We start from the raw sequence: 23794 nt of genomic DNA, 5'->3' as shown, positions 1-23794 counted from the left end.
AGAAACATCACTCATTTGTGAGAACTCTAGTTCTTTTTTTCGTATTTCAAGAACTAGTCATTCAATTGTTGATGAATTGTCTAGTTCTTTTATATAGAGGGCTAAAAGTCTGTCCGATTGTCTGTTTTAGAATAGCGATTAGTGATGACTAGATCGCATTGACCAAGTCTTGAGCTTGTTTTTCAAGTGAGTTTAGGACTGTTTCTTCGAGAACCAATTTTCCGTCTGCCCAAGCAGAGTCATTGACACGTGCAGCAGTGAAATCACCAACGACTTGTGTACGGATAAATGGCAAGAGGTCCTTGTAAATAGCGAAAAGTTGATCGTGACCTGCATTGGCTACAGATGATACGGTGACAAACTTGTCTTGAAGGGCAGAAGCGCCACGTGTATCAGACAAGTCAAGGGCACGAGATAGCCAATCAAGCAAGTTCTTCACTGTTCCAGGGATAGAGAAGTTGTAGACTGGCGAGAAGATCCAGATGGCATCCGCAGCGAGAACCGCTTCACGAGCAGTCGCTACAGCTGGATGAGTTGGAACTTCCAAATCTTGGCTGAAGAGAGGAAGGGCTGAATAATCAAGATAGCTAACTTCCGCTTTCTCAGCAAGTGCTTTCTCAGCTTCGAGAGCCATTTGGTGGTTAAAAGAACCTTGACGTAGTGATCCGACGATAAATAATACTTTTTTAGACATGATGTGTCTCCTTTTTCTTAAATTTTCGAGAACTCTCTCGTTGTTATAAAACATATTACAACAAAACAAAAGGACTTGCAAGAAATTTGCTCAAAGATAATTAAAACTATAAAATTGTAGAAACTCTAATCACTTGCGACTGGAATGCATTTGATTTTCGAAGAGTATTCTAACATTCTCTTGTAATATGATGACATAAGTGCTAAAATAAACAAGAAAACTCGCAATAGAAACCGCAGAACAGCTATTTTCCGGTATCATTTCATAAATCATTAAAGGAACAATAATGGCATTGAAGAATGCTTCTAAAAGGGGTGGAGATCATGTAAGGCAAAGATTAACAAGTGACGGACAAAAGAAATAATAATACACTTGTTAAAGGAGAAAATATGTTAATAAGAAATTATCGGAAAAATATTGGCCTGATGGCCGGAGTTGAGTTTTTTGCATTTCTAGGGATTACCAGTTTTTGGATTCTCTTTCTCAGTCAAAACGGAATGTCTCTTTGGCAGATTGGACTTCTGGAGAGTATCTTTCATGCGACCAGTCTTCTCTGTGAAATTCCATCTGGTATGTTAGCTGATCGCTATTCCTATAAGACCAACCTTTATTTAAGCCGAATAGCAGGGATTGTGTCTTCCATTCTCATGTTGACAGGGCAGGGAAATTTTTGGATTTATGCACTAGCGATGGCTGTGAGTGCCTTGTCTTATAATTTTGATTCGGGGACGAGTGCAGCAATGGTCTATGACTCGGCTGTAGAGGCTGGACTAAGGGAGCGTTATCTATCCATTTCAAGTTTCCTATCAGGAGTAGCAGAAGGAACTCGGTCTTTGGGGACCGTTTTGGCAGGATTTTTTGTCCATGGTCAATTGCACCTGACCTACTATATCATGATTGCCACTTCTATCATAGTTCTTTTCCTGATTTGGATGCTGAAAGAACCTAGTGTCAAGCTAGAAAAAGCTGATAGTGTGACCATGAGACAGATTATTTGGACTGTTAAGGAAGAGTTGGAGCGTAATCCCATGCTGTTCAACTGGATGGTTTTGTCTCAGATTGTCGGAGTACTCATGTGCATGTTTTATTTTTACTATCAAAATCAGTTACCAGATTTAAGTGGTTGGCAAATTTCAGCAGTTATGCTACTTGGAAGTCTCTTAAATATCGTCGCAGTCTATCTAGCGAGTAAGATTGGAAAGAACTATGCTGCCTTGAAGCTTTTCCCTGTCCTAGTTCTGCTGACTGGAGTTACCTATATGCTGTCCTACTTTGGAACACCTCTAATCTATATTTTGATTTATTTGATGAGTAATGCTCTATATGCTCTTTTTCAGCCGATTTTTGACAATGATTTGCAAGAGCGACTCCCAAGTGAAGTAAGGGCAACCATGCTGAGTGTCTACTCTATGATGTTTAGCCTGAGTATGATTGTCTTCTTCCCACTGACAGGCTGGTTGATTGACAATTTAGGCTTTGTAGTAACATTTCTTTATCTAGGATTCTTTTTAGTCATGATTGGCCTTCTACTTCCTATCTTTTTAGGAAAAATGGCTAAAAGAATGGATGATAAAGTGATTCCATAGATCAAAAAAAATTACGAAAACTTGAGTGTCAAGCTCAGGTTTTTTAATAGGTTGATTTTGGATCTGTCTTTACTTTTCTTGCTCGGTTTTAATCAAGAAAAATCGGTTTGCTTTGAAGGAAGAAATAGAATTGGTTGCTTATACTCAATGAAAATCAAAGAGCAAACTAGGAAGCTAGCCGTAAGCTGTACTTGAGTACGGTAAGGCGAAGCTGACGTGGTTTGAATTTGATTTTCGAAGAGTATTCTTGCATTCACTTGTAATAAAGCTTAATAGATGGTAAAATAGACGAGTGAAAAAAAGACAAAACAAAGCAAAAAATAATCTACTGTGGCAGTATGGTCTAGGGATGACGATTTTGCTTGTGGTTATCAGTGCTTCCTTTCTGTATCTGGTTTCTCTTAGCATGAAACCCTATCAAACAGCTAAAAGTGAAGGAGAAAAATTAGCTCAGCAGTATGCAGGATTAGAGCAGGCTGATCAGGTTGACTTATACAATGGCTTGGAATCTTATTATAGCGTTCTTGGTCGCAATAAAAAACAAGAATCGCTTGCTGTCCTGATTGGAAAAGATGACCATAAGATTTACGTTTATCAGCTAAATCAAGGTGTTTCACAAGAAAAAGCAGAAGCTCTTTCTAAGGAAAAAGGAGCTGGCGAGATTGACAAGATTACCTTTGGCCGTTATCAAGATAAGCCAATCTGGGAAGTCAAGTCAGGATCTGATTTTTATCTAGTAGATTTTGAAACAGGAGCATTGGTTAATAAGGAGGGCCTATGAAACTATCCAACCGTGTTTTAGAAATGGAAGAAAGTGTCACTCTAGCTAGTGATGCGAGAGCAAAAAAATTAAAAGCTCAAGGTAAGGATGTCCTTTTCTTGACCTTGGGACAACCAGATTTTCACACTCCTGAAAATATTCAGGATGCAGCAGTTAAAGCTATTCGAGAAGGACAGGCTTCCTTCTATACAGTAGCTTCAGGTCTACCAGAATTAAAAGCTGCAGTGAATACCTACTTCGAGCGCTACTACGGCTATTCTGTCGCAAGTAATGAGGTTACCTTTGCCACAGGTGCCAAGTTCTCCCTCTATACTTTCTTTATGGCTGTAATCAATCCTTTAGATGAGGTTATTATTCCAACTCCATACTGGGTCAGCTATGGAGATCAGGTTAAGATGGCAGAGGGTGTGCCAGTCTTTGTTCCTGCTAAGGAAGACAATCACTTTAAGGTGACCGTAGAGCAGTTAGAAGCAGCTCGCACAGACAAGACCAAGGTTTTGGTGCTGAATTCACCATCTAATCCGACAGGTATGATTTACACCCGTGAGGAACTCTTGGCAATCGGAAACTGGGCTGTAGAAAAGGACATTCTCATCCTTGCAGATGATATCTATGGTCGCTTGGTCTATAATGGTCATGAATTCACACCGATTTCTAGCCTATCAGAAGCGATTCGCAAGCAAACAGTGGTTATTAATGGTGTGTCTAAAACTTATGCTATGACTGGTTGGCGGATTGGCTATGCCGTCGGAGAAGCAGACATTATCGCTGCCATGTCCAAGATTGCAGGTCAAACAACTTCGAATCCGTCAGCAGTAGCCCAGTATGCAGCAGTTGAGGCTTTATCAGGGGAGCAAGATACTGTAGAAAACATGCGTCAGGCTTTTGAGGAGCGACTAAATACCATCTATCCCCTTCTTGCTGAGGTTCCTGGATTTGAAGTAGTCAAACCGCAAGGAGCCTTCTACCTCTTCCCAAATGTCAAAAAGGCAATGGAGATGAAAGGATATACGGATGTGACAGACTTTACAACTGCTATCTTAGAAGAAGCCGAAGTGGCCTTGGTAACAGGAGCAGGCTTTGGAGCTCCAGAAAATGTCCGCCTCAGCTATGCGACAGACCTAGACACGCTTAAAGAAGCAGTTAAACGCTTGAAAGCATTTATGGAAAAATAAAAAAGAAAAAGATAAGGAAACATAATGACAAAACGTGTAACGATTATTGATGTAAAAGACTATGTTGGTCAAGAAGTGACAATTGGCGCTTGGGTTGCCAACAAATCAGGAAAAGGGAAAATCGCCTTCTTGCAATTGCGTGATGGAACAGCCTTCTTCCAAGGTGTAGCCTTTAAACCAAACTTTGTAGAAAAATTTGGTGAAGAAGTGGGACTTGAAAAGTTTGATGTTATCAAACGTTTGAGCCAAGAAACTTCTGTTTATGTGACAGGTATTGTCAAAGAAGACGAACGTTCTAAGTTTGGCTATGAGTTGGACATTACAGACATCGAAGTGATTGGTGAATCTCAAGACTACCCAATCACACCAAAAGAACACGGAACAGACTTCTTGATGGACAACCGTCACTTGTGGCTTCGTTCTCGTAAGCAAGTGGCCGTGATGCAAATCCGTAACGCTATTATTTATGCAACTTATGAGTTCTTTGACAAGAACGGCTTCATGAAGTTTGATAGCCCAATCCTTTCAGGAAATGCGGCAGAAGATTCAACTGAACTCTTTGAAACGGACTACTTCGGAACTCCAGCTTACTTGAGCCAATCAGGTCAGCTTTACCTAGAAGCAGGAGCGATGGCCCTTGGCCGTGTCTTTGACTTTGGTCCAGTATTCCGTGCTGAAAAATCAAAAACACGCCGTCACTTGACTGAGTTCTGGATGATGGACGCAGAGTACTCATACTTGACACACGATGAGTCACTTGACTTGCAAGAAGCTTATGTAAAAGCTCTTCTTCAAGGTGTTCTTGACCGTGCGCCTCAAGCCTTGGAAACCTTGGAACGTGATACAGAACTCTTGAAACGCTACATTGCAGAGCCCTTCAAACGTATCACTTACGATCAAGCCATTGACCTCTTACAAGAGCATGAGAATGATGAAGATGCTGACTACGAACATCTTGAGCATGGTGATGACTTTGGTTCACCACATGAAACTTGGATCTCAAACCACTTTGGTGTGCCAACTTTTGTTATGAACTATCCAGCAGCCATCAAGGCCTTCTATATGAAACCAGTTCCTGGAAATCCAGAACGTGTGCTTTGTGCAGACTTGCTTGCTCCAGAAGGCTATGGAGAAATCATCGGTGGATCTATGCGTGAGGAAGACTACGATGCATTAGTTGCTAAGATGGATGAACTTGGCATGGATCGTACAGAGTATGAATTTTACCTTGACCTTCGTAAATACGGTACTGTACCACACGGTGGATTTGGTATCGGTATCGAGCGTATGGTCACCTTCGCGGCAGGAACAAAACACATCCGTGAAGCTATTCCATTCCCACGTATGTTGCACCGTATCAAACCGTAAGAATAGAAAAACGCCTATGTGGCGTTTTTTTCTATAGAAATCTCTAGAAACGAAAGGAAATATTATCAGGTTTTCAAAATCGGCTCTTGATAATATGCGCTTTTCGTGAAAATATAGTGTATTGAATCTAGAACAGTACACTGTGTCTGCTAAAATATTTCTAGAAATTAATTTGCCTTTCTTAATCAGTTTGTTCATATCTTATTTTAATCCACTATATTTACTTCCTTTTCTTATAAAATTGAATTTGTGCTAGAAACATACTATTAGTTGTTTAGAATAGAATTTCGTATCTTAGTACATTGATCTTATTGTTTAAAAACTGATGTATGTACTGGTTTCTTCAAGGAAGTATTAAATTGAAACAATAAATATATATAGACATGAAACTTGAATTAATAATAGTGGCATGATACAATATTAAGTGATATTGATAATTATTGGGCAACCTTTTTAAAATGATAACCTCTTAATATTACTAAAAAATTCGAGGGGGGGGGCTTTTTATTTGTCTGTATATTTCAATTCAATATTAAAAAAATATGCATAAAGGAGGTTGTGACTCTAAATGAAGGGTAAACAACAAGATTTTAGAACGGAAAAGTATATTCGTTACGGTATTCGTAAATACAGTTTTGGAGCAGCATCAGTAGCGATTGCGGCTGGTTTAATGTTCTTAGGAAATGGAGCAGTTTCAGCTACTGAACAAAATCCAGTTTCAGACTCTAAAGAAAATATTCAAAAAGTAGAAAATTCTTCTCCAGAATTAGGAGAAAGTAATATCCAGTTGGTTGATATGACAACTGAAACACCCAAGAAAGAAGAAGTTAAAGTAAATAAGTCACTTCTTGAAACGAGTATTTCAAATTTAGAGGCTGCATTATCCAATGCTAAGTATGCGGATGCCTCAGTTGTAGCCAATGTTCGTGAAGCTTTAGCTACTGCGAAAGCTGTTTTGGCAAATGAAGCTGCCAAGCAAGAAGAGGTAAATGTTCAAAAAGAGATTCTTTCTGCATTGGGAACAGTTGTAACTGAATCAAACAAACTAGGACTAGAGAAAGAACAGGCTGATAAGGATAAGGCGGCTAAAGAAGAAGTTGAAAAGAAAGCTACTCCAGCTGAAAAAGCTCTTTCAGAAGCTAAATCGGAACTCGATAAAGTTACATCAGAAGCAGATGTAACCAATACACTTGCGGTTACAGAACTCCGTAAGAAGGAAGTAGCAGAAGAGAATCGAGCAGCAATTGAAGCGGCGGTAGCCAAGAACCAAGCTATACTTAACGAATCAAAAGTACTTTTAGCTGATAAGAGTGTCACAAAGGAACAAGTGGATGCTCAACTTTCACGCTTGAATGAGTCTATCCTTGCAGTTTATAGTGAACTGAAAAAATCAGGAATTGGTCGTGATGGGAAATTTGCTGTAGCGTTGGCAGCACAAAATTTTTATGTTGAATCAACCGTTAATGCAAACGGTACGCGTGCCACTCATGCCACGGTTGTAACTGCAGCAACTGCTACAGGTAAAGATATCTATAAATTCAATCCTGATGGGAAAGCGTCTACTGACGGTTTTGCAAGTGCAGGAGAGTTGAATGCCTATACTCGTGTAACTGGTGGGACTGCTGAAGGTTTAGAAGTTGTTGTCTATTCTAACCAACGTGATGGCTCAGAAACTAACCCTGCAAATGGTTTAACGTCTGACCAGGGTGGTTCAACAGGTCACAATAACAAGGGACGTATGGATTATCCCCTTTCTCCAGAAATGGCTAAAAAACTAGCCAAAGAAGCAGAGCTTTGGAAAGGTCAACTTCGTCCAAGTGGAATGCGAATCTCAGGTGGTTCTGCTAGTATATTCTCAAATAATGGAGCTTATGAATTCCTTGCAACAGAAATTTATAAATTAGCATATGAACAAGGTGTTGATCGTGTTTATATTCCAGGTCTAAGATCACGATTTGGAGTGACAGATGAAGCGGCTGAAAAAGGTTGGTCTTTAACAGGTATTGATGGATCAGTAGGTGCTGCTACACCTTATAACCTACCTAATGGTCTTGTATATGATGCTACAAATGATGTCATTGAAGGGATTGTTACAAGTAATCTTGAAAATGGGGTACAAGATCTCAAAGTTAACGCAACCTTTACAAACAGCAAAACAGGTGCGGTGGTGACAACTCGATTTGTAAATATGCGTATGGGTTGGGTAGGCTGGATGGATACAACTCCACCAGTTATCGCGACAGATAATGCAGTTTACGAACGTACAGTTGGTCAAGACATTAATATTGACATCAAGTATCAAGATCCATCAGGGGCGCGCACAATGCGTGGACAAGGAGCAAATGTACCTTATACCAAAGCTAATGGTACAACGACAACTATACGTCAACAATATGGAACTGCTGTAACTGGTATTGCTGGTGTCAATGTAGATAATAGAAGTCAAGTTCTTGATGAAACAGCAACAACAATTCCTGGTGTTAGCTACCAGATGGATCCAAAGAACCAACCGCAGTCTGTATCTATTGATGGTCAATCGTCATATAACTCGTCTGGCCAATTATCAGGTACTTTGACAGAAGCAGGGGTCTACTATGTATCAACATTTGCTAAAGATTACAACAGTGTTAATGGATCAAATGTACAATGGATTCAATCTGGTCAGGAAGCTCAAGGGAATATTACAGTTGTCGTTAAACCAAAAGTAGAAGCTTTGAATATTGAAACCTACTCAGAAACTGTTCCTGTGACTATTTCTAAAGGTGCAACAAACGCTGTAGTTACCATGCCAGATGGAACGAAGACTGTTCTTCAAAATCAAAATGGAAGTTGGGTTGTAGTTGCATCAGGAGAAGATGTAGATGGCAATGCAGTAACAACAACCAATACGGCTGCAGCAGTAGGGACAAATTTGGGGACAGTAGGTGGAAAAATTAATATTCCAGTTACACAAGCTGCAACTGCAACAGCTGGAGTGGATAACATCAAGGTTGAAGCAATTACTGAAAATATCAAAGGTACTTTCCTACGTAATAAAGTAACACTAACAGATGTAGATAATACTACTCATGTAGCTACGTTGAATTCTAAAACAGGTCACTGGGAACTTCCAGCAGATTATACTACAGTTCAGACAACGAATGCAGACGGGACTTATACTTTGACAAAACGTCAAGTTTATGCTGAAGCTCAATTGGATGGTTCTCAAAACTTCTATATTTATACATATACGCGCACATTTGAAACTGACGGAACAATTAAGAGTCTTGATGCGGTAACTCGTCATAAAACAACAGTTGCAAGTAAAAATGAAACATCTAAAGATGGGATGTCTGTGACAGTAACTTATGATAAGTATACAGATGCATGGACTGCTTCAGATGGTTCTACTGTGACAGCTACTAAACTTGGAGATAAATCATGGGATATCATGACTTCATCAGGATTTGGCGGTGAAATTCGAGGTCGCAAAGCTACTAATACAGATGTTGCAACTATCATCAACACAAAACCAACTGCAACATCAACAAGCTATGAATCAACTAAGGGGATAACTGTTGACCTTCGTAATGCGGCACAAGCTGCAGTTACGATTGCAGATAAAGAAGATACTGCTCATAGTAAAACGACTTACATTACTCGTTTGACAGTAACATCACCATCTGGAGCTCAAAAAGTATATGATACAAAGACAGATGCTGCAGCTTACACATTAGCTAGTAATTATGTTTTATCAGAAGTGGGTGTGTATACAGTTGTTGTAGATGTTATTGATAGTAACGGAAATGTTGTTACGGCTACTTTGGATGGTACAGATTCAGGTACAGATTCAGGTGCAGGTTCTTCAATTGCTACAACTACTTACCACATTACAGTAACAGACACGATTAAAGGTCACAACGTTACATCATCTGATATCCAAGGAGCTACTCAAACAGGAACACCAACCTTTACTTCTGTAGGTGACGGTTCAACCATCTCACCAAGTGCAACATCACCAGCTAAGTTGGTTGCCGCTGATGGTAGTCTAGTTGATACTTTAACAGTTGAAAATGAGGGAACTTATACAATTGACCCAGCAACAGGTGTTGTAACCTTTAAACCACTTCCAACATTCAAAGGAACAGCAACTCCAGTAACTGTTAAACTAACTGCAATTCTAGGTACAGATGCTAACAATGCTAATATTACTGCAACTGCGACAGCTACTTACACACCAACAGTAGTTCCAGTAACACCAACCGCAGTAGCTTCTCAAACAACTGGACCTCAAGGGAAAGCCCAAACTTCTGCTATTAAGTTTGACGCAGCAGATACAGATGATACAACTGTAAACTTTGCTAAAGGAACAGTTTCTATTGATGCAAATACAACAAAATCTGTTGATCTTAATACAGCATCAGTAACTCTTCTTAATGCAAACGGTGATGCTGTAACATCTGTAACAGTTGAAAATGAGGGAACTTATACACTGGATAAAGCGACAAATGTTATTACATTCCAACCAGTCGCAACATTCACAGGAACTGTTACAAAACCAGTTAGTGTACGTATTGCAGATGCGAATGGCACTACTGTAACAACTACTTACACTCCAACTGTCACAGATGTAACTATGACAGCTAAGAACGCAACATCTAAAGACGTTCAAGGTAAAACACAAACTGGAACACCAGAATTTGAAACGTCAGATTCATCAGTAACGATTGCAACACGTCAGTTGGTTGATCCATCAACGATGCAACCAACTACTAGTGTTACAATTGCAAATGAAGGAACATACACAATTGATCCAACAACAGGTGTTGTAACCTTCGTACCAGTCCCAACATTTACTGGAGAAGGGACAGGAGTAACTGTTCAAGCAACAGATTCAAATGGTGAGACAGCAACAGCTACTTATAAACCAACAGTAACACCAATCACGATTACTGGTAAAAATGTAACATCTAAGAATATCCAAGGTGAACAGCAGTCAGAGACACCACTATTCTCATCATCAGATGAGAGTGCTCCAGTATCAAATTACAAACTTGTAGATCCAGCTACTGGAAATCCAACGACTGCAACTTCAATGACTGTTGAAAATGTTGGTACATATACAATTGATTCAACAACAGGTGTAGTAACATTCCAACCAGTTGCAACTTATAAAGGAACACCAGCACCAGTAACAGTTCAAGCATCAGCTACTATTACTAATGAAAAAGGTGAATCAACAGTCATCACAGGTACAGCTACTTATACTCCAACAGTAGTTCCTGTAGTCCCAACAGCTAAAGAATCAGCGACAGCTGGTAAGCAAGGTCAAGCGCAAACATCACAAATTGTTTTTGACATTCCTGATACAGATGCTACGACTTTGAACTTCGCCAAAGGAGAAACATCTGAAGTATTAGGCGAAGATGGTCAACCAAAATCAGTAGCTCTTGATAAGAGTACTTTGACACTTCTTGATGCGAATGGAAATGCTGTAACTACAGTTACGGTTGATGGTGAAGGAACTTACACTCTTGATAAAACAACTAATGTCATTACATTCCAACCAACTGAAGAATTTACAGGCAAAGCTACACCAGTACGCGTACAAATTGCAGATATCAACGGTACTACTGTAACAACTAATTACACTCCAACTGTTGTTGCTGAAGATGGAACAGTCATTGTTGAGTATAAGGATGAAGAGGGTAACGTTATCTCTCCTTCAACAACTCCAGTAAATAACGAAAAAGTGACGACTCCGTTTACAACTGAACCAAAAGAAATTCCTGGTTACACTCTTGTTAAAGTGGAAACAACAAACGGTCAGGTTGATGAAGGTACTAAGAAGGTTTCAGGTAAGGTTACAAATGAGCAAACTACTGTGACATATACTTATAGAAAGAATGTTCAAACAGCAACTATTTCTTACTATGATGTGACAACTGGTGCAGAAGTTGCTATAGATTCAGCTAAAATTCCAGAAGCAGCTGTTGAGACAGTAGAGGGTGTTTATAAAGGAACTATCGACTTTGTTAATCGTGAAAAAGCAATTGCAGCTCTTGAAAAAGCTGGCTATACGTTAGTAGAAGATGGTTTCATTGTAGCAACGACAGCTGATAAGCTTTTTGATAACGACACAGCGGTGAATCAAAACTTTACGGTAATAGTTAAACAACGTGTGGAACCTGTGACTCCAAATGATGAGAAACCTGTTCCAGGACAACCAGTGGATCCAGAAAATCCAAACTCACCTGTATGGCCAAGTACTGCAGAAAATCTTGAGTTAACTAAGACAGTTACTCGTACAATCAAGTACCGCTACAACGATGAAAATGGTAAAGAAGTAACAGCTGATAAAGTTCAAACAGTAACCTTCACACGTAGCGCAAGCATTAACTTGGTAACAGGAAATGTGGAATACACTGACTGGTCAGCAGCACAAACTCTTGAGGCAGTAGTTTCTCCAGAAGTAGCTAATTATACTTATGATAAGAAAACTGTTACAAGTCTTGAGGTAACAAACGAGTCAACTGATAGTACAGTGTATGTTATTTATACACCAGTAGCTCCAACTACAACACCTGCTACATCAACTGATATACAAGGTAAGACACAGACAGGTACTCCAACATATAAACATGCTGATGGAACTGAGTTGAAACCAACAACAGATAATCCAGCTAAGTTCGTTGGAACTGAGGAAACAACTATCCCAGCTACTAAGGATGGTAAGACAGTCGGTACATATACAATCGATCCAACTGGTACAGTAACCTTCACGCCAAATAAAGACTTTGTTGGCACACCAGACCCAGCTAAAGTAGTTGTAACAGATCCTACAAATGGTACAACTGTTGAGTCAAGTTACACTCCAACTGTAACACCAGTTACACCAACAGGTGTGGATACAAGTTCTACAGGTCCTAAGAACACTCTTCAATCTGGTACACCAACATTTGTACCTGGTCATAAAGATGTACCAATGGACAATACTGTTCCTGCTACATTTGAAGATGGTACAACAAGTAAAACAGTTCCAAACGAAGGAACGTATACTGTTGATGCAACAGGTAAGGTAACCTTCACACCAAATAAAGATTTCGTTGGAACTGCAACAGGAGTAACTATTGTACGTAAGGATACTAATGGCGCTGTAGCGAAAGCTAAGTATACACCAACTGTTTATGAAGTGAAGTCTGATACACAAGTTGCAACTGTAACTTACAAAGATACTAACGGAATAATTCTTGGTGAAGTGGATATCCTTCAAGGTGATTCTGGTTCTGAAATGAACTACTCTACTGCAGAACGTATCAACGCACTGAAAAAACTTGGCTACGAACTTGTGTCTGACGAGTTTACAAAAGCTGATGGCAGCAAGCAATCATTTGATAATGATACAAAAGCTATTCAAAAATTTGTTGTTACTGTTCAACCACGCCTTGTTCCAGTTATTCCAAGTGATGTGATACCAGTTCCAGGTCAACCAATTGATCCAGAGGATCCAAATTCACCAGTATGGCCTGAAAGCGTTAAGGAATTGACAACTTCAGAAGAAGTAACTCGTACAATTACTTATGTTGATGGAGATGGTAAAGAGGTTACTACTTCTGTGACTTCATCAGTTAAATTTACTCGTGATGCTAAGGTGAACTTGGTGACAGGTGAAGTTACTTACGGGGAATGGAAAGAAGCTACAATTGATGTTCTTTCTGGTAATAAACTTCCATTTGTTAAAGGTTATATTGCAGTAAGTGGAGATATTGAGGCATCTACCAAGGATCAAACTGTTAAGGCTGAAGACAAAGATATCATTCAAAAAGTTGTCTATAAGAAACTTGGAGCCTGGATTCCAAACGTGCCAGGACAAACAAATCCTCCACGTATTGATTATCCAAATGATCCAAACGGTGATCCAACTAAACCGGGTGTACCAACAGAAGATATTGTAATTCCTTATGTTCCAGGTTACATTCCAAGAGATAAAGATGGAAATCCGTTGAAACCAGTTGATCCAGAAGATCCAACTAAAGGTTATGTGCCACCAACATTACCAACTGATCCGAGTCAAGATACCCCAATCAACTATACTAAGATTACAACGTCTTATGTGACAGTTGATTCAAATGGTAAAGAAGTATCTATTCCAAATTATCCAAGAGAAGACGGCGAACAACCTAAGAAAGATATCCCAGGTTACCGCTTCGTAGAAACGAAGAAACTGCCAAATGGAGATACAGAACACGTCTACGAAAAAGTAAATACATTCTTCAAAGATAAAGAAGGTAATGAGATTCCGAAATATCCAAGTGAGCCAGGCACAGTAGATAAGAAAGACATTCCAGAGTACAGATTCGTAGAAACGAAGAAACTGCCAAATGGAGATGTAGAGCATGTCTATGAAAAAGTAACAACATTCTTTAAAGACAAAGATGGAAATGAAATCAAAGAAAAAGAAAGTGGTTCAGTAGATAAGAAAGACATCCCAGAGTACAGATTCGTAGAAACGAAGAAACTGCCAAATGGAGATACAGAACATGTTTACGAAAAAGTAACACCACCAGCTCCAACACCTTTACCTGTTCCTCAACCAAATCCAGGTAAGCAAAATACAACTACTTGGACTGATGAGAATGGAAATCCATTGAAACCAACTGAGCCAGGTTCTAAAGAACCGGGAACAATTCCAGGTTACGAATATGTGAAGACTGTGACAGGTTCAAAAGGAAATATCAGACATATCTTCCGCAAAGTTGAGATGCCAACTCCAACACCGGTTGAACCAGTACAACCAGTTTCTCCACAAGAGCCAGAGACCCCAGAGCAACCAGTGACTCCGGAAATGCCAACAGTACCTGAGCAACCAAAACAACCAGCAACACCTAAATTTGTTGATGGTCAAAAAGAATTGCCTAACACAGGTACAGAAGCTAACGCTAGCCTCGCAGCGCTTGGACTTCTTGGAGCCCTAAGTGGATTTGGACTTCTTGCTCGCAAGAAAAAAGAAGACTAAAAACTCATAGTTTTTGAGAAGATGATTCGTCATCTTCTTTTTTTATTTTGGTGTTTTTACTTGCGTAAAAACATTTTTTCTAGTATAATAGTTTATTGTGAGCGAACCTCACTTACCCCTTGCAAAGTCTTGGGGTCATTAGACCAAAAGGAGGAACATATCAATGGCTAAATACGAAATTCTTTATATCATTCGTCCAAACATTGAAGAAGAAGCTAAAAACGCTTTGGTAGCACGTTTTGACTCTATTTTGACTGACAACGGTGCAACTGTTGTTGAATCAAAATCTTGGGAAAAACGTCGTCTTGCATACGAAATCAAAGATTTCCGTGAAGGACTTTACCACATCGTTAACGTTGAAGCAAACGACGACGTAGCTCTTAAAGAGTTTGACCGTCTTTCAAAAATCAACGCTGACATTCTTCGTCACATGATCGTCAAAACTGACGCGTAAGAAGGTAAACTATGATTAACAATGTTGTACTTGTAGGGCGTATGACACGTGACGCTGAGTTGCGTTATACCCCATCAAATGTAGCAGTTGCGACTTTTACTCTTGCAGTAAACCGTACATTTAAGAGTCAAAATGGCGAACGTGAGGCTGATTTTATCAATGTCGTTATGTGGCGCCAACAGGCTGAAAACCTTGCTAACTGGGCTAAAAAAGGCTCACTTATCGGGGTGACAGGTCGTATCCAGACTCGTAGTTACGATAACCAGCAAGGACAACGTGTCTACGTGACAGAGGTCGTGGCTGAGAATTTCCAAATGTTGGAAAGCCGTAGTGTGCGTGAGGGTCACACAGGCGGAGCTTATTCTGCACCAAGTTCAAACTATTCAGCACCTACAAATTCAGTACCAGACTTTTCACGTGATGAAAATCCATTTGGAGCAACAAATCCATTGGATATTTCAGATGACGATTTACCATTCTAATGGACAACTAAAATTATAAAGGAGAAAAAACATGGCTCAACAACGTCGTGGCGGATTCAAACGCCGTAAAAAAGTTGATTACATCGCAGCAAACAAAATTGAATATGTTGATTACAAAGATACTGAGCTTCTTAGCCGTTTCGTTTCAGAACGTGGGAAAATCCTTCCTCGTCGTGTAACAGGAACTTCAGCTAAAAACCAACGTAAAGTAACAACAGCTATCAAACGCGCTCGCGTAATGGCTTTGATGCCTTTCGTAAACGAAGATTAAAGAAAAGACCCCGACGGGTCTTTTTTTCACGAGCCTTGAAATGAGAGAGCGAGTTGGGGTCCAGTGGACCTTTTTTTCAGACTTTTCCAGGACTCTGTTAGAATGGAGTCCCCTTTTGACCTAGTAAGATTCTTTTGTCTTACTAGGTTTTTTCTTTTAATCTTTATTATCGTGCTATAATGGTAGGAGAAAGCTTTAAAGGAGCAACTTATGAAGACGACATGTTCAATTAGAAAAATGCAAGAATCTGACATTAAAGATCTATCTCGAGGATTTATGAATCAAGGTTGGCCTGGTAGAGAGGAAATTTTGGCTAGATATTTTCTGGAACAGGAAAGTGGGGAGAGAGAAGTCTTAGTTGCAGAGATTGATGCTGCTGTAGCGGGCTACGTTACTATTTTGCCCTCTGCTAAACATGGTCCTTTTGCAGAAGTCTATCCAGAATTATCAGATTTTAATGTGTTTGAGCCTTTTCGAAATCAAGGGATTGGGAATCAACTGCTAGAAGAAGCAGAAAAACGAGTCAGGGTTGTTTCGAGTAAGGTCACTCTTGGTGTAGGTTTGCACTTAGGCTATGGCCCTGCCCAGAGATTGTATATCAGACGGGGCTACATTCCAGATGGGACAGGTGTCTGGTATCGAAATCAACTCTTGGAAATGAATGCAACTAGCCAAAATAATGATGATTTGGTTTTGTATCTAGTAAAGGAATTCGGATAAGAGATAAGGATTTTATTGGGGATGTGGGATTTCTCTACTTTATGGTATAATGGAAAGAGTTAGATTGAAAGAGGTAGTGAGATGGATGCCAAATTAAGATACAAGGCAAAAAAGATTAAGATTGTCTTTTTTGATATCGATGATACATTGCGGAATTCAAAGACAGGTTTTATTCCAGCTTCAATCCCAGCTGTTTTTAAGCAATTACGTGAGAAAGGAATTTTGACAGGTATTGCTTCTGGACGAGGGATTTTTGGTGTCGTTCCAGAGATTCGTGAACTCAAGCCTGACTTTTTTGTAACCCTGAATGGGGCTTATATCGAAGATAAAAAAGGTCAGGTTATTTATCAACATCAGATCGAGAAGTCAGATGTTGAGGAGTATATCTCTTGGGCTAAGCAAGAAGGAATTGAGTATGGCTTGGTTGGGAGTCATGATGCTAAACTCTCCGCTCGAACTGAGATGATCAGTGAGGCTATTGATCCGATTTATCCAAACTTGGACGTGGATCCTGACTTCCATGAAAAAGTAGATATTTATCAGATGTGGACTTTTGAAGATAAGGGAGATGACTTGCACTTGCCTGACAGTCTCTCAGACAAACTTCGCATGGTTCGTTGGCATCAACATTCGTCTGATATTGTGCCGATTTCAGGCTCCAAAGCGACGGGTGTGGAAAAGGTTGTGGAACATCTTGGCTTGAAACCAGAGAACGTCATGGTTTTTGGAGATGGGCTGAATGACTTGAACTCTTTGATTATGCTGGAATCAGCGTTGCAATGGGAATTTCTCATGATAACATCAAAGAAAAAGCAGATTATATTACAAAAACATTAGAAGAAGGTGGCATTTTTGATGCCTTAGAAGGATTTGGTATGGTAGAAAAAGAATTGCATTTCCCACAAGTAGACATTGAAACAGTAGAAGGTCCTCTTGCGACTATTAAGACTAATCATGGAGACTTGCGTATTAAGCTCTTCCCTGAACATGCTCCTAAAACAGTAGCTAACTTTGTAGCTCTTTCAAAAGATGGCTACTATGATGGTGTCATTTTCCATCGTATTATCAAGGACTTTATGATCCAAGGTGGAGATCCAACTGGAACTGGTATGGGAGGCGAGTCAATCTACGGCGAATCATTTGAGGATGAATTCTCAGAAGAACTTTACAATATCCGTGGAGCCCTTTCTATGGCCAATGCTGGTCCAAATACCAACGGCAGCCAGTTCTTTATCGTGCAAAATCAACATTTGCCTTATTCTAAGAAAGAAATTGCTCGTGGTGGTTGGCCAGAACCGATCGCAGAAATCTATGCCAATCAAGGTGGGACACCTCACCTAGACCGTCGACACACTGTTTTTGGTCAGTTAGCTGATGAAGCATCTTACGCAGTCTTGGACGCTATTGCTGCTGTTGAGACAGGGGCTATGGACAAGCCAGTTGAAGATGTTGTGATTGAAACTATTGAAATCGAGGACTAGGATGAAAATCGGTGATAAGCTAAAGGGCCGTATTACAGGGATTCAGCCCTACGGTGCCTTTGTTGAACTAGAGACGGGTGATACGGGGCTGATTCACATTTCAGAGATTCGGACAGGCTTTATTGAAAATATTCATGAAGCCTTGAAAGTCGATGAAGAGGTTCAGGTTCAGGTAGTGGATTTAGATGAATTTACAGGGAAAGCTAGTCTTTCTATCCGCACTTTGGAGGAAGAAAAGCACCAGTTTCCTAGACGGAGACGCTTTTCAAGCGACCGCTTTAACTACGGCTTTGCGCCTCTCAAACGAATGATGCCAATTTGGACCAAGGAAGCCCTTCAACATTTGAAGAAGCAGAAGAATTAGTTAGAAATCTATATTCTTTGTAATGTTAATATAAATTTGCTATAATAGGACCATGGAAGAAGAACAATTATTAAAATCAGGAGAGCGCATTAACCAGCTCTTTTCGACAGATATTAAAATCATTCAAAATAGAGAGGTTTTTAGCTATTCGGTGGATAGTGTTCTCTTGTCACGTTTTCCGCGTTTTCCTAAAAAGGGCTTGATAGTGGATTTTTGCGCTGGAAATGGAGCAGTTGGGCTATTTGCTAGTACTCGGACTCAGGCACAGATTTTGGCTGTTGAGATTCAGGAGCGTTTGGCAGATATGGCTGAACGCTCTGTCCGTTTGAATGGTTTAGAAGAGCAGATGGAGGTCATCTGCGACGATTTGAAAAATATGCCTGCTTACATCCAGGGAAGTAAGGTGGATATGATTTTGTGTAATCCGCCCTATTTCAAGGTGGATCCTCATTCAAACCTGAACGAGAGCGAACATTATCTCTTGGCGCGCCATGAAATTACGACCAACTTGCAGGAAATCTGTCGCAGTGCCCAGAGTATTCTCAAATCTAATGGGCGTTTGGCTATGGTTCATCGTCCTGATCGACTTTTAGATATCTTGGACAGCTTACAACGGCATAATCTAGCTCCTAAGCGCCTGCAGTTTGTTTATCCAAAGCGGGAAAAAGAAGCCAATATGCTTTTGATTGAGGCTATCAAGGATGGCTCAACAAGCGGTTTTAAGGTCTTGCCACCTCTCATTGTCCACAATGATGATGGCTCTTATACGCCGGAACTCGAAGAGATTTATTATGGATCATAAGGCTTATATGTATGTGCTGGAGTGTCGTGATGGATCTTACTATACAGGCTATACGACTGATGTGAGAAGACGCCTCGCTGTCCACAATAGTGGGAAGGGAGCCAAATACACACGAGCACGCTTGCCAGTCAAACTCATCTATGCTCAAGGTTTTGCCAGTAAGGCAGAAGCCATGTCGGCTGAAGCCCTGCTCAAGCGTAAGAAGAGACCGCAGAAGGAAAGATTTTTATCTGAAAATCAAGATAGAAATTTGCTCATACTCAATGAAAATCAAAGAGCAAACTAGGAAGCTAGCCGTAGGTTGCTCAAAGCACTGCTTTGAGGTTGTAGATAAGACTGACGAAGTCAGCTCAAAACACTGTTTTGAGGTTGTGGATAGAACTGACGAAGTCAGTACCCATACCTACGGCAAGGCGAAGCTGACATGGTTTGAATTTGATTTTCGAAGAGTATCAGTTATTTTGAAGAATCGTGAGGAGCCCTTTGACTCCTCTTACTTTTGTCAAAAAGCGAAAAAAATGCTACAATAAAGAGAATAAACAAAATGAGGTATTATCATGTCTAAGATTCTAGTATTTGGTCACCAAAATCCAGACTCAGATGCCATCGGGTCATCTGTAGCCTTTGCCTACCTTGCAAAAGAAGCTTACGGTTTGGATACGGAAGCTGTTGCCCTTGGAACTCCAAATGAAGAAACAGCCTTTGTCTTGAACTATTTTGGTGTGGAAGCACCGCGTGTCATCACTTCTGCCAAAGCAGAAGGAGCAGAGCAAGTTATCCTGACTGACCACAATGAATTCCAACAATCTGTATCAGATATCGCTGAAGTAGAAGTTTATGGTGTTGTGGACCACCACCGTGTGGCTAACTTTGAAACTGCAAGCCCACTCTATATGCGTTTGGAGCCAGTTGGTTCAGCGTCTTCAATCGTTTACCGTATGTTCAAAGAACATGGTGTAGCTGTTCCTAAAGAGATTGCTGGTTTGATGCTTTCAGGTTTGATTTCAGATACTCTTCTTTTGAAATCACCAACAACACACCCAACAGATAAAGTCATTGCTCCAGAATTGGCTGAATTAGCTGGTGTAAACTTGGAAGAGTATGGTTTGGCTATGTTGAAAGCTGGTACAAACTTGGCTAGCAAATCTGCTGAAGAATTGATTGACATCGATGCTAAGACATTTGAATTGAACGGAAATAATGTCCGTGTTGCTCAAGTAAACACAGTTGACATCGCTGAAGTTTTAGAACGTCAAGCAGAAATTGAAGCTGCAATGCAAGCCGCTAACGCAGCAAACGGCTACTCTGACTTTGTCTTGATGATTACAGATATCGTCAACTCAAACTCAGAAATCTTGGCTCTTGGTGCTAACATGGACAAGGTTGAAGCGGCTTTCAACTTCAAACTTGAAAATAACCATGCCTTCCTTGCTGGTGCTGTTTCACGTAAGAAACAAGTGGTACCTCAATTGACTGAAAGCTTCAATGCTTAAGATTTTGAGTGTTAATTCAAATTAGGAAAGGCTAGTTTGCCTTATATCGAAAGGAGTTTCGGCTCCTTTTTTTCTAGGAGTGAAGCATGTTAGAAAATGGCGATTTGATACTCAATGAAAATCAAAGAGCAAACTAGGAAGCTAGCCGCAAGCTGTACTTGAGTACGGTAAGGCGACGCTGACGTGGTTTGAATTTGATTTTCGAAGAGTATGATTTTTGTGAGAGATGAGTCAGATATAGGACAGGCCATCCAGACTTCCACAGGCAACTATAGCCATGTTGCCATTTATTTGGATGGGATGATTTATCATGCTAGTGGAAATGCGGGTGTTATCTGTCAGGAACCCGCAGACTTCTTTGAGCCCAATCATTTGTACGACCTCTATGTTTACCCAGAACTAGATATTCAGTCTGTCAAGGAGAGAGCTTGCAAGCATCTTGGAGCACCCTACAATGCTTCTTTCTATCCAGATGGTGCTGGTTTTTACTGTTCCCAGTATATAGCAGAAATCCTACCGATTTTTGAAACTATTCCCATGAAATTTGGAGATGGGACTCAGGAGATTAGTGATTTTTGGAGGGAATATTATAGGGAGATTGGTCTGCCTGTGCCTCTAAACCAAGCTGGGACCAACCCTAGTCAGTTGGCAGCATCGCCTCTGTTAGAATGTAAAGAAAGGAATCTTCATGATTCAGATTTTTAATCCCTCTCGTTTGACGAGACAGTCATTTTTTGGAGAATTGATCCGCTATCTGGACCAGCATGATGATGTGATTCTACGGGAAATTAAGACTCAATTTCCAGATGTAGCAGTTGATAAACTCATGGAAGAGTATATAAAGGCAGGTTTGATTCTACGAGAAAATAAGCGTTATTGCCTTAATCTTCCTATGCTGGAATCACTCGATAGTCTCGAACTGGATCAAGAGATTTTTGTCTGCGAAGATAGTACAATCTATCAAGCCTTGTTAGAGCAGAGTTTTGAGACAGAATTACGAAATCAAACCAATGCAGCTATTTTAGTTGAAAAAACAGATTTTGCACGCACTAAAATGACCCTGTCCAATTATTTCTACAAGGTCAAACATCAGTATCCTTTGACAGAAAAACAGCAGGAACTTTATGACATTTTGGGAGATGTTAATCCTGAGTATGCCCTCAAGTATATGACGACTTTTTTGTTGAAATTTCTCAAAAAAGACCAGCTTATGCAGAAACGCCGTGACATCTTTGTGGACAGTTTAGTTATCCTAGGTTATATTGTACAAAAGGAAGATGGAAAGTATGAGTTGGCTATCGATTTTGATAAGGAAAGATTAACTTTCTACTTGGACTGATTTCTTGTTTCTGAGCACATTGTTTGACTTTCCTTAGTATTCGGTATAAACTATATGTAACCGGTAACACATATCGGAATAAACTAAAGGAGACAATCATATGTCACTTGAAAACAAATTGGAACAAGCAACAGGCGCTATCAAAGAAGGATTTGGTAAAGTTACTGGGGATAGCAAGACAGAACTTGAAGGAGCTGTTGAAAAGACAGTTGCTAAGGCAAAAGACGTTGTAGAAGACGCTAAAGGTGCTGTAGAAGGTGCCGTTGAAGGTTTGAAAAACGCTTTTAAATAAAAATAGAAAAAATCAAGGGTTCCATTTCCCTTGATTTTTTACTATCTTATAAATAATTTTCTGCGACGGCTGCATCTCCAGGATAGGCTTCTTTCTTGCCTTGGACGATTTGGTAGCAATCGGCACCCTTACCGGCGATAATAACTGCATCTAATTCGTGATTTGTGATAGCCATAGCTGCCTTGATGGCTTCTTGGCGATCCGCAATTTTTTCAACAGGATGATCGATATAGCTACTAATTTCATCCGCAATGGCCATTGGGTTTTCGTAGTTGGGGTCATCAGCAGTCAGAAAGACTTGAATCTCAGGATGTTGATTAAGGAGGAGGCCAAAGTCCTTACGACGGCTTTCTCCTTTATTTCCTGTCGAACCCAGAACCAGAGCAATTTTTCCAGTTTGATGAGTTTCAACCACATTGATGAGTTTTTTGAGACTATCACCATTGTGGGCATAGTCGATGAAGACCTTGGCTCCATTTTTCTGAGTGAGGACTTCCATACGACCAGGAACGCGGGTTGCAGCAATTCCTTTTTTGATCTCCTCAAGATTAGCTCCGAGACAGAGGCAAGCAAGTCCAGCAGCAACGGCATTTTCTTGGTTGAAGTGACCAATCAGTTGGATATCATAATCACCAGCCAGTTTCCCACTAGCTGAAAAGCTAAAGGCTTTGGAATTCTCGATTTGATTATTTGATTGGCTACCATAGAAATCATGGTCTTGATCTGCCACTTGTTCTTTCAAGACAGAAAAGTGGTCCATGTCACTGTTAACGATGACTGATCGGCTATTTTCCATCAAGAGACGCTTGTGGTAGAAGTAGTCTTCAAAGCTAGGGTGTTCAATAGGGCCGATATGGTCTGGGCTGATATTGAGGAAAACTCCCACATCAAAGGTTAGACCATAGACACGTTTGACCAGATAGGCTTGACTGGAGACTTCCATGATGAGGTGGGTGCGGTCATTTTGCACAGCTTGATTCATCATGTCAAAGAGGTCGATGCTCTCAGGAGTTGTCAATGCAGACTTAAAGAAAGTCTTGCCATCTAGAGTTGTGTTCATAGTGGACAACATTGCAGGTCGATGCCCTTGAGATAAAATGTTATAGGCGAAATAGGCTGCTGTTGTCTTACCCTTAGTACCAGTAAAGGCAAGGAGTTTGAGTTTTTTCTGTGGATTGCCATAAAACTCCATGGCAATCAAACTCATGGCTTTCTTGATATCGCTGACAATAATGGCAGGAATACCAACCTCATAATCTTTTTCAGCCACATACCAACCGAGGCCTTGAGAGATGGCAGAAATCAGAAATTCCTTCTTAAAGGCAGCACCTTTAACGAAAAAGAGACTCTTTTCTTTGGCCTTGCGACTGTCATAGCAGATGGTGTCAAATACGACATGGCTGTAGTTGTAGTGATAGTGTCCTTGGTCGATAATCTCACGGAAGAGACCATCTTTCTTTAATATATCTAATACGGTTTCAATCTTAATCATACTTT

The 23794-nt window shown here is 40.2% G+C and carries 19 protein-coding genes and 1 pseudogene; 18 read left to right on the top strand and 2 right to left on the bottom strand.

Annotation, left to right across the window (positions count from 1 at the left end; genetic code table 11):
* Nucleotides 1-148 precede the first annotated feature (148 nt).
* On the bottom strand, nucleotides 149-694 hold the full coding sequence (locus ACWPV5_RS06050) for an NAD(P)H-dependent oxidoreductase (protein ID WP_261124529.1): 546 nt from the start codon (nucleotides 692-694) through the stop codon (nucleotides 149-151).
* Between the two features lie 389 nt (nucleotides 695-1083).
* Here ACWPV5_RS06050 and ACWPV5_RS06045 point away from each other — a divergent pair, with 389 nt between their 5' ends.
* From ACWPV5_RS06045 to ACWPV5_RS05960, 18 genes and pseudogenes are all read left to right on the top strand, one after another.
* On the top strand, nucleotides 1084-2280 hold the full coding sequence (locus tag ACWPV5_RS06045; protein WP_049522001.1) for an MFS transporter: 1197 nt from the start codon (nucleotides 1084-1086) through the stop codon (nucleotides 2278-2280).
* 292 nt (nucleotides 2281-2572) lie between these two features.
* The gene (locus ACWPV5_RS06040) at nucleotides 2573-3061 is read left to right on the top strand and encodes a cell wall elongation regulator TseB-like domain-containing protein (protein ID WP_049521085.1); all 489 of its coding nucleotides are present in this window, start codon (nucleotides 2573-2575) and stop codon (nucleotides 3059-3061) included.
* On the top strand, nucleotides 3058-4236 hold the full coding sequence (locus ACWPV5_RS06035; protein ID WP_454382842.1) for a pyridoxal phosphate-dependent aminotransferase: 1179 nt from the start codon (nucleotides 3058-3060) through the stop codon (nucleotides 4234-4236). The genes ACWPV5_RS06040 and ACWPV5_RS06035 overlap by 4 nt, the downstream gene beginning before the upstream one ends.
* A 24-nt stretch (nucleotides 4237-4260) precedes the next feature.
* Entirely contained in the window at nucleotides 4261-5604 is a 1344-nt protein-coding gene (gene asnS / locus ACWPV5_RS06030; RefSeq protein WP_000167160.1) for an asparagine--tRNA ligase, read from the top strand.
* Nucleotides 5605-6172: 568 nt separating this feature from the next.
* Nucleotides 6173-14599 (top strand): mucin-binding protein, encoded by an 8427-nt coding sequence (locus tag ACWPV5_RS06025; protein WP_454382839.1) that lies wholly within the window; start codon nucleotides 6173-6175, stop codon nucleotides 14597-14599.
* Between the two features lie 163 nt (nucleotides 14600-14762).
* The gene (gene rpsF, locus ACWPV5_RS06020) at nucleotides 14763-15053 is read left to right on the top strand and encodes a 30S ribosomal protein S6 (protein WP_001151780.1); all 291 of its coding nucleotides are present in this window, start codon (nucleotides 14763-14765) and stop codon (nucleotides 15051-15053) included.
* Between the two features lie 11 nt (nucleotides 15054-15064).
* Nucleotides 15065-15535 (top strand): single-stranded DNA-binding protein SsbA, encoded by a 471-nt coding sequence (ssbA, locus tag ACWPV5_RS06015; RefSeq protein WP_000609602.1) that lies wholly within the window; start codon nucleotides 15065-15067, stop codon nucleotides 15533-15535.
* 31 nt (nucleotides 15536-15566) lie between these two features.
* Entirely contained in the window at nucleotides 15567-15806 is a 240-nt protein-coding gene (gene rpsR / locus ACWPV5_RS06010) for a 30S ribosomal protein S18 (protein WP_000068664.1), read from the top strand.
* 210 nt (nucleotides 15807-16016) lie between these two features.
* A complete protein-coding gene (locus tag ACWPV5_RS06005) occupies nucleotides 16017-16526 on the top strand; it encodes a GNAT family N-acetyltransferase (RefSeq protein ID WP_261025455.1) in 510 nt (169 codons plus the stop codon).
* Between the two features lie 81 nt (nucleotides 16527-16607).
* Nucleotides 16608-18007, top strand: a pseudogene (locus ACWPV5_RS06000) (bifunctional Cof-type HAD-IIB family hydrolase/peptidylprolyl isomerase).
* 1 nt (nucleotide 18008) lies between these two features.
* Nucleotides 18009-18371: a S1 RNA-binding domain-containing protein gene (locus tag ACWPV5_RS05995; protein ID WP_023943268.1), complete on the top strand. Its 363-nt coding sequence runs from the start codon at nucleotides 18009-18011 to the stop codon at nucleotides 18369-18371.
* Between the two features lie 52 nt (nucleotides 18372-18423).
* Nucleotides 18424-19173 (top strand): tRNA1(Val) (adenine(37)-N6)-methyltransferase, encoded by a 750-nt coding sequence (locus ACWPV5_RS05990; RefSeq protein WP_000390769.1) that lies wholly within the window; start codon nucleotides 18424-18426, stop codon nucleotides 19171-19173.
* Entirely contained in the window at nucleotides 19163-19459 is a 297-nt protein-coding gene (locus tag ACWPV5_RS05985) for a GIY-YIG nuclease family protein (protein WP_454382836.1), read from the top strand. Before ACWPV5_RS05990 ends, ACWPV5_RS05985 begins: the two co-directional genes overlap by 11 nt.
* Nucleotides 19437-19703 (top strand): hypothetical protein, encoded by a 267-nt coding sequence (locus ACWPV5_RS05980; protein WP_000693447.1) that lies wholly within the window; start codon nucleotides 19437-19439, stop codon nucleotides 19701-19703. The genes ACWPV5_RS05985 and ACWPV5_RS05980 overlap by 23 nt, the downstream gene beginning before the upstream one ends.
* Before the next feature lie 27 nt (nucleotides 19704-19730).
* On the top strand, nucleotides 19731-20666 hold the full coding sequence (locus tag ACWPV5_RS05975; protein ID WP_000036049.1) for a manganese-dependent inorganic pyrophosphatase: 936 nt from the start codon (nucleotides 19731-19733) through the stop codon (nucleotides 20664-20666).
* A gap of 210 nt (nucleotides 20667-20876) precedes the next feature.
* Entirely contained in the window at nucleotides 20877-21371 is a 495-nt protein-coding gene (locus tag ACWPV5_RS05970) for a YiiX/YebB-like N1pC/P60 family cysteine hydrolase (RefSeq protein WP_261025460.1), read from the top strand.
* Nucleotides 21355-22005, top strand: coding sequence for a DUF1803 domain-containing protein (locus ACWPV5_RS05965; protein ID WP_261025464.1), 651 nt, complete (start codon nucleotides 21355-21357; stop codon nucleotides 22003-22005). The genes ACWPV5_RS05970 and ACWPV5_RS05965 overlap by 17 nt, the downstream gene beginning before the upstream one ends.
* A 100-nt stretch (nucleotides 22006-22105) precedes the next feature.
* Nucleotides 22106-22297, top strand: a complete 192-nt coding sequence (locus tag ACWPV5_RS05960) for a CsbD family protein (protein ID WP_049521477.1) — start codon at nucleotides 22106-22108, stop codon at nucleotides 22295-22297.
* Between the two features lie 46 nt (nucleotides 22298-22343).
* On the opposite strand, the gene ACWPV5_RS05955 is transcribed toward ACWPV5_RS05960, so the two are convergent.
* Entirely contained in the window at nucleotides 22344-23789 is a 1446-nt protein-coding gene (locus ACWPV5_RS05955; protein WP_261025465.1) for a UDP-N-acetylmuramoyl-L-alanyl-D-glutamate--L-lysine ligase, read from the bottom strand.
* Between the last annotated feature and the right edge of the window lie 5 nt (nucleotides 23790-23794).

The sequence above is a fragment of the Streptococcus sp. Marseille-Q7156 genome (assembly GCF_965119495.1).
Note: the sequence above shows the minus strand (reverse complement) of the source record. Positions and strands in the feature narration are given on the sequence as shown.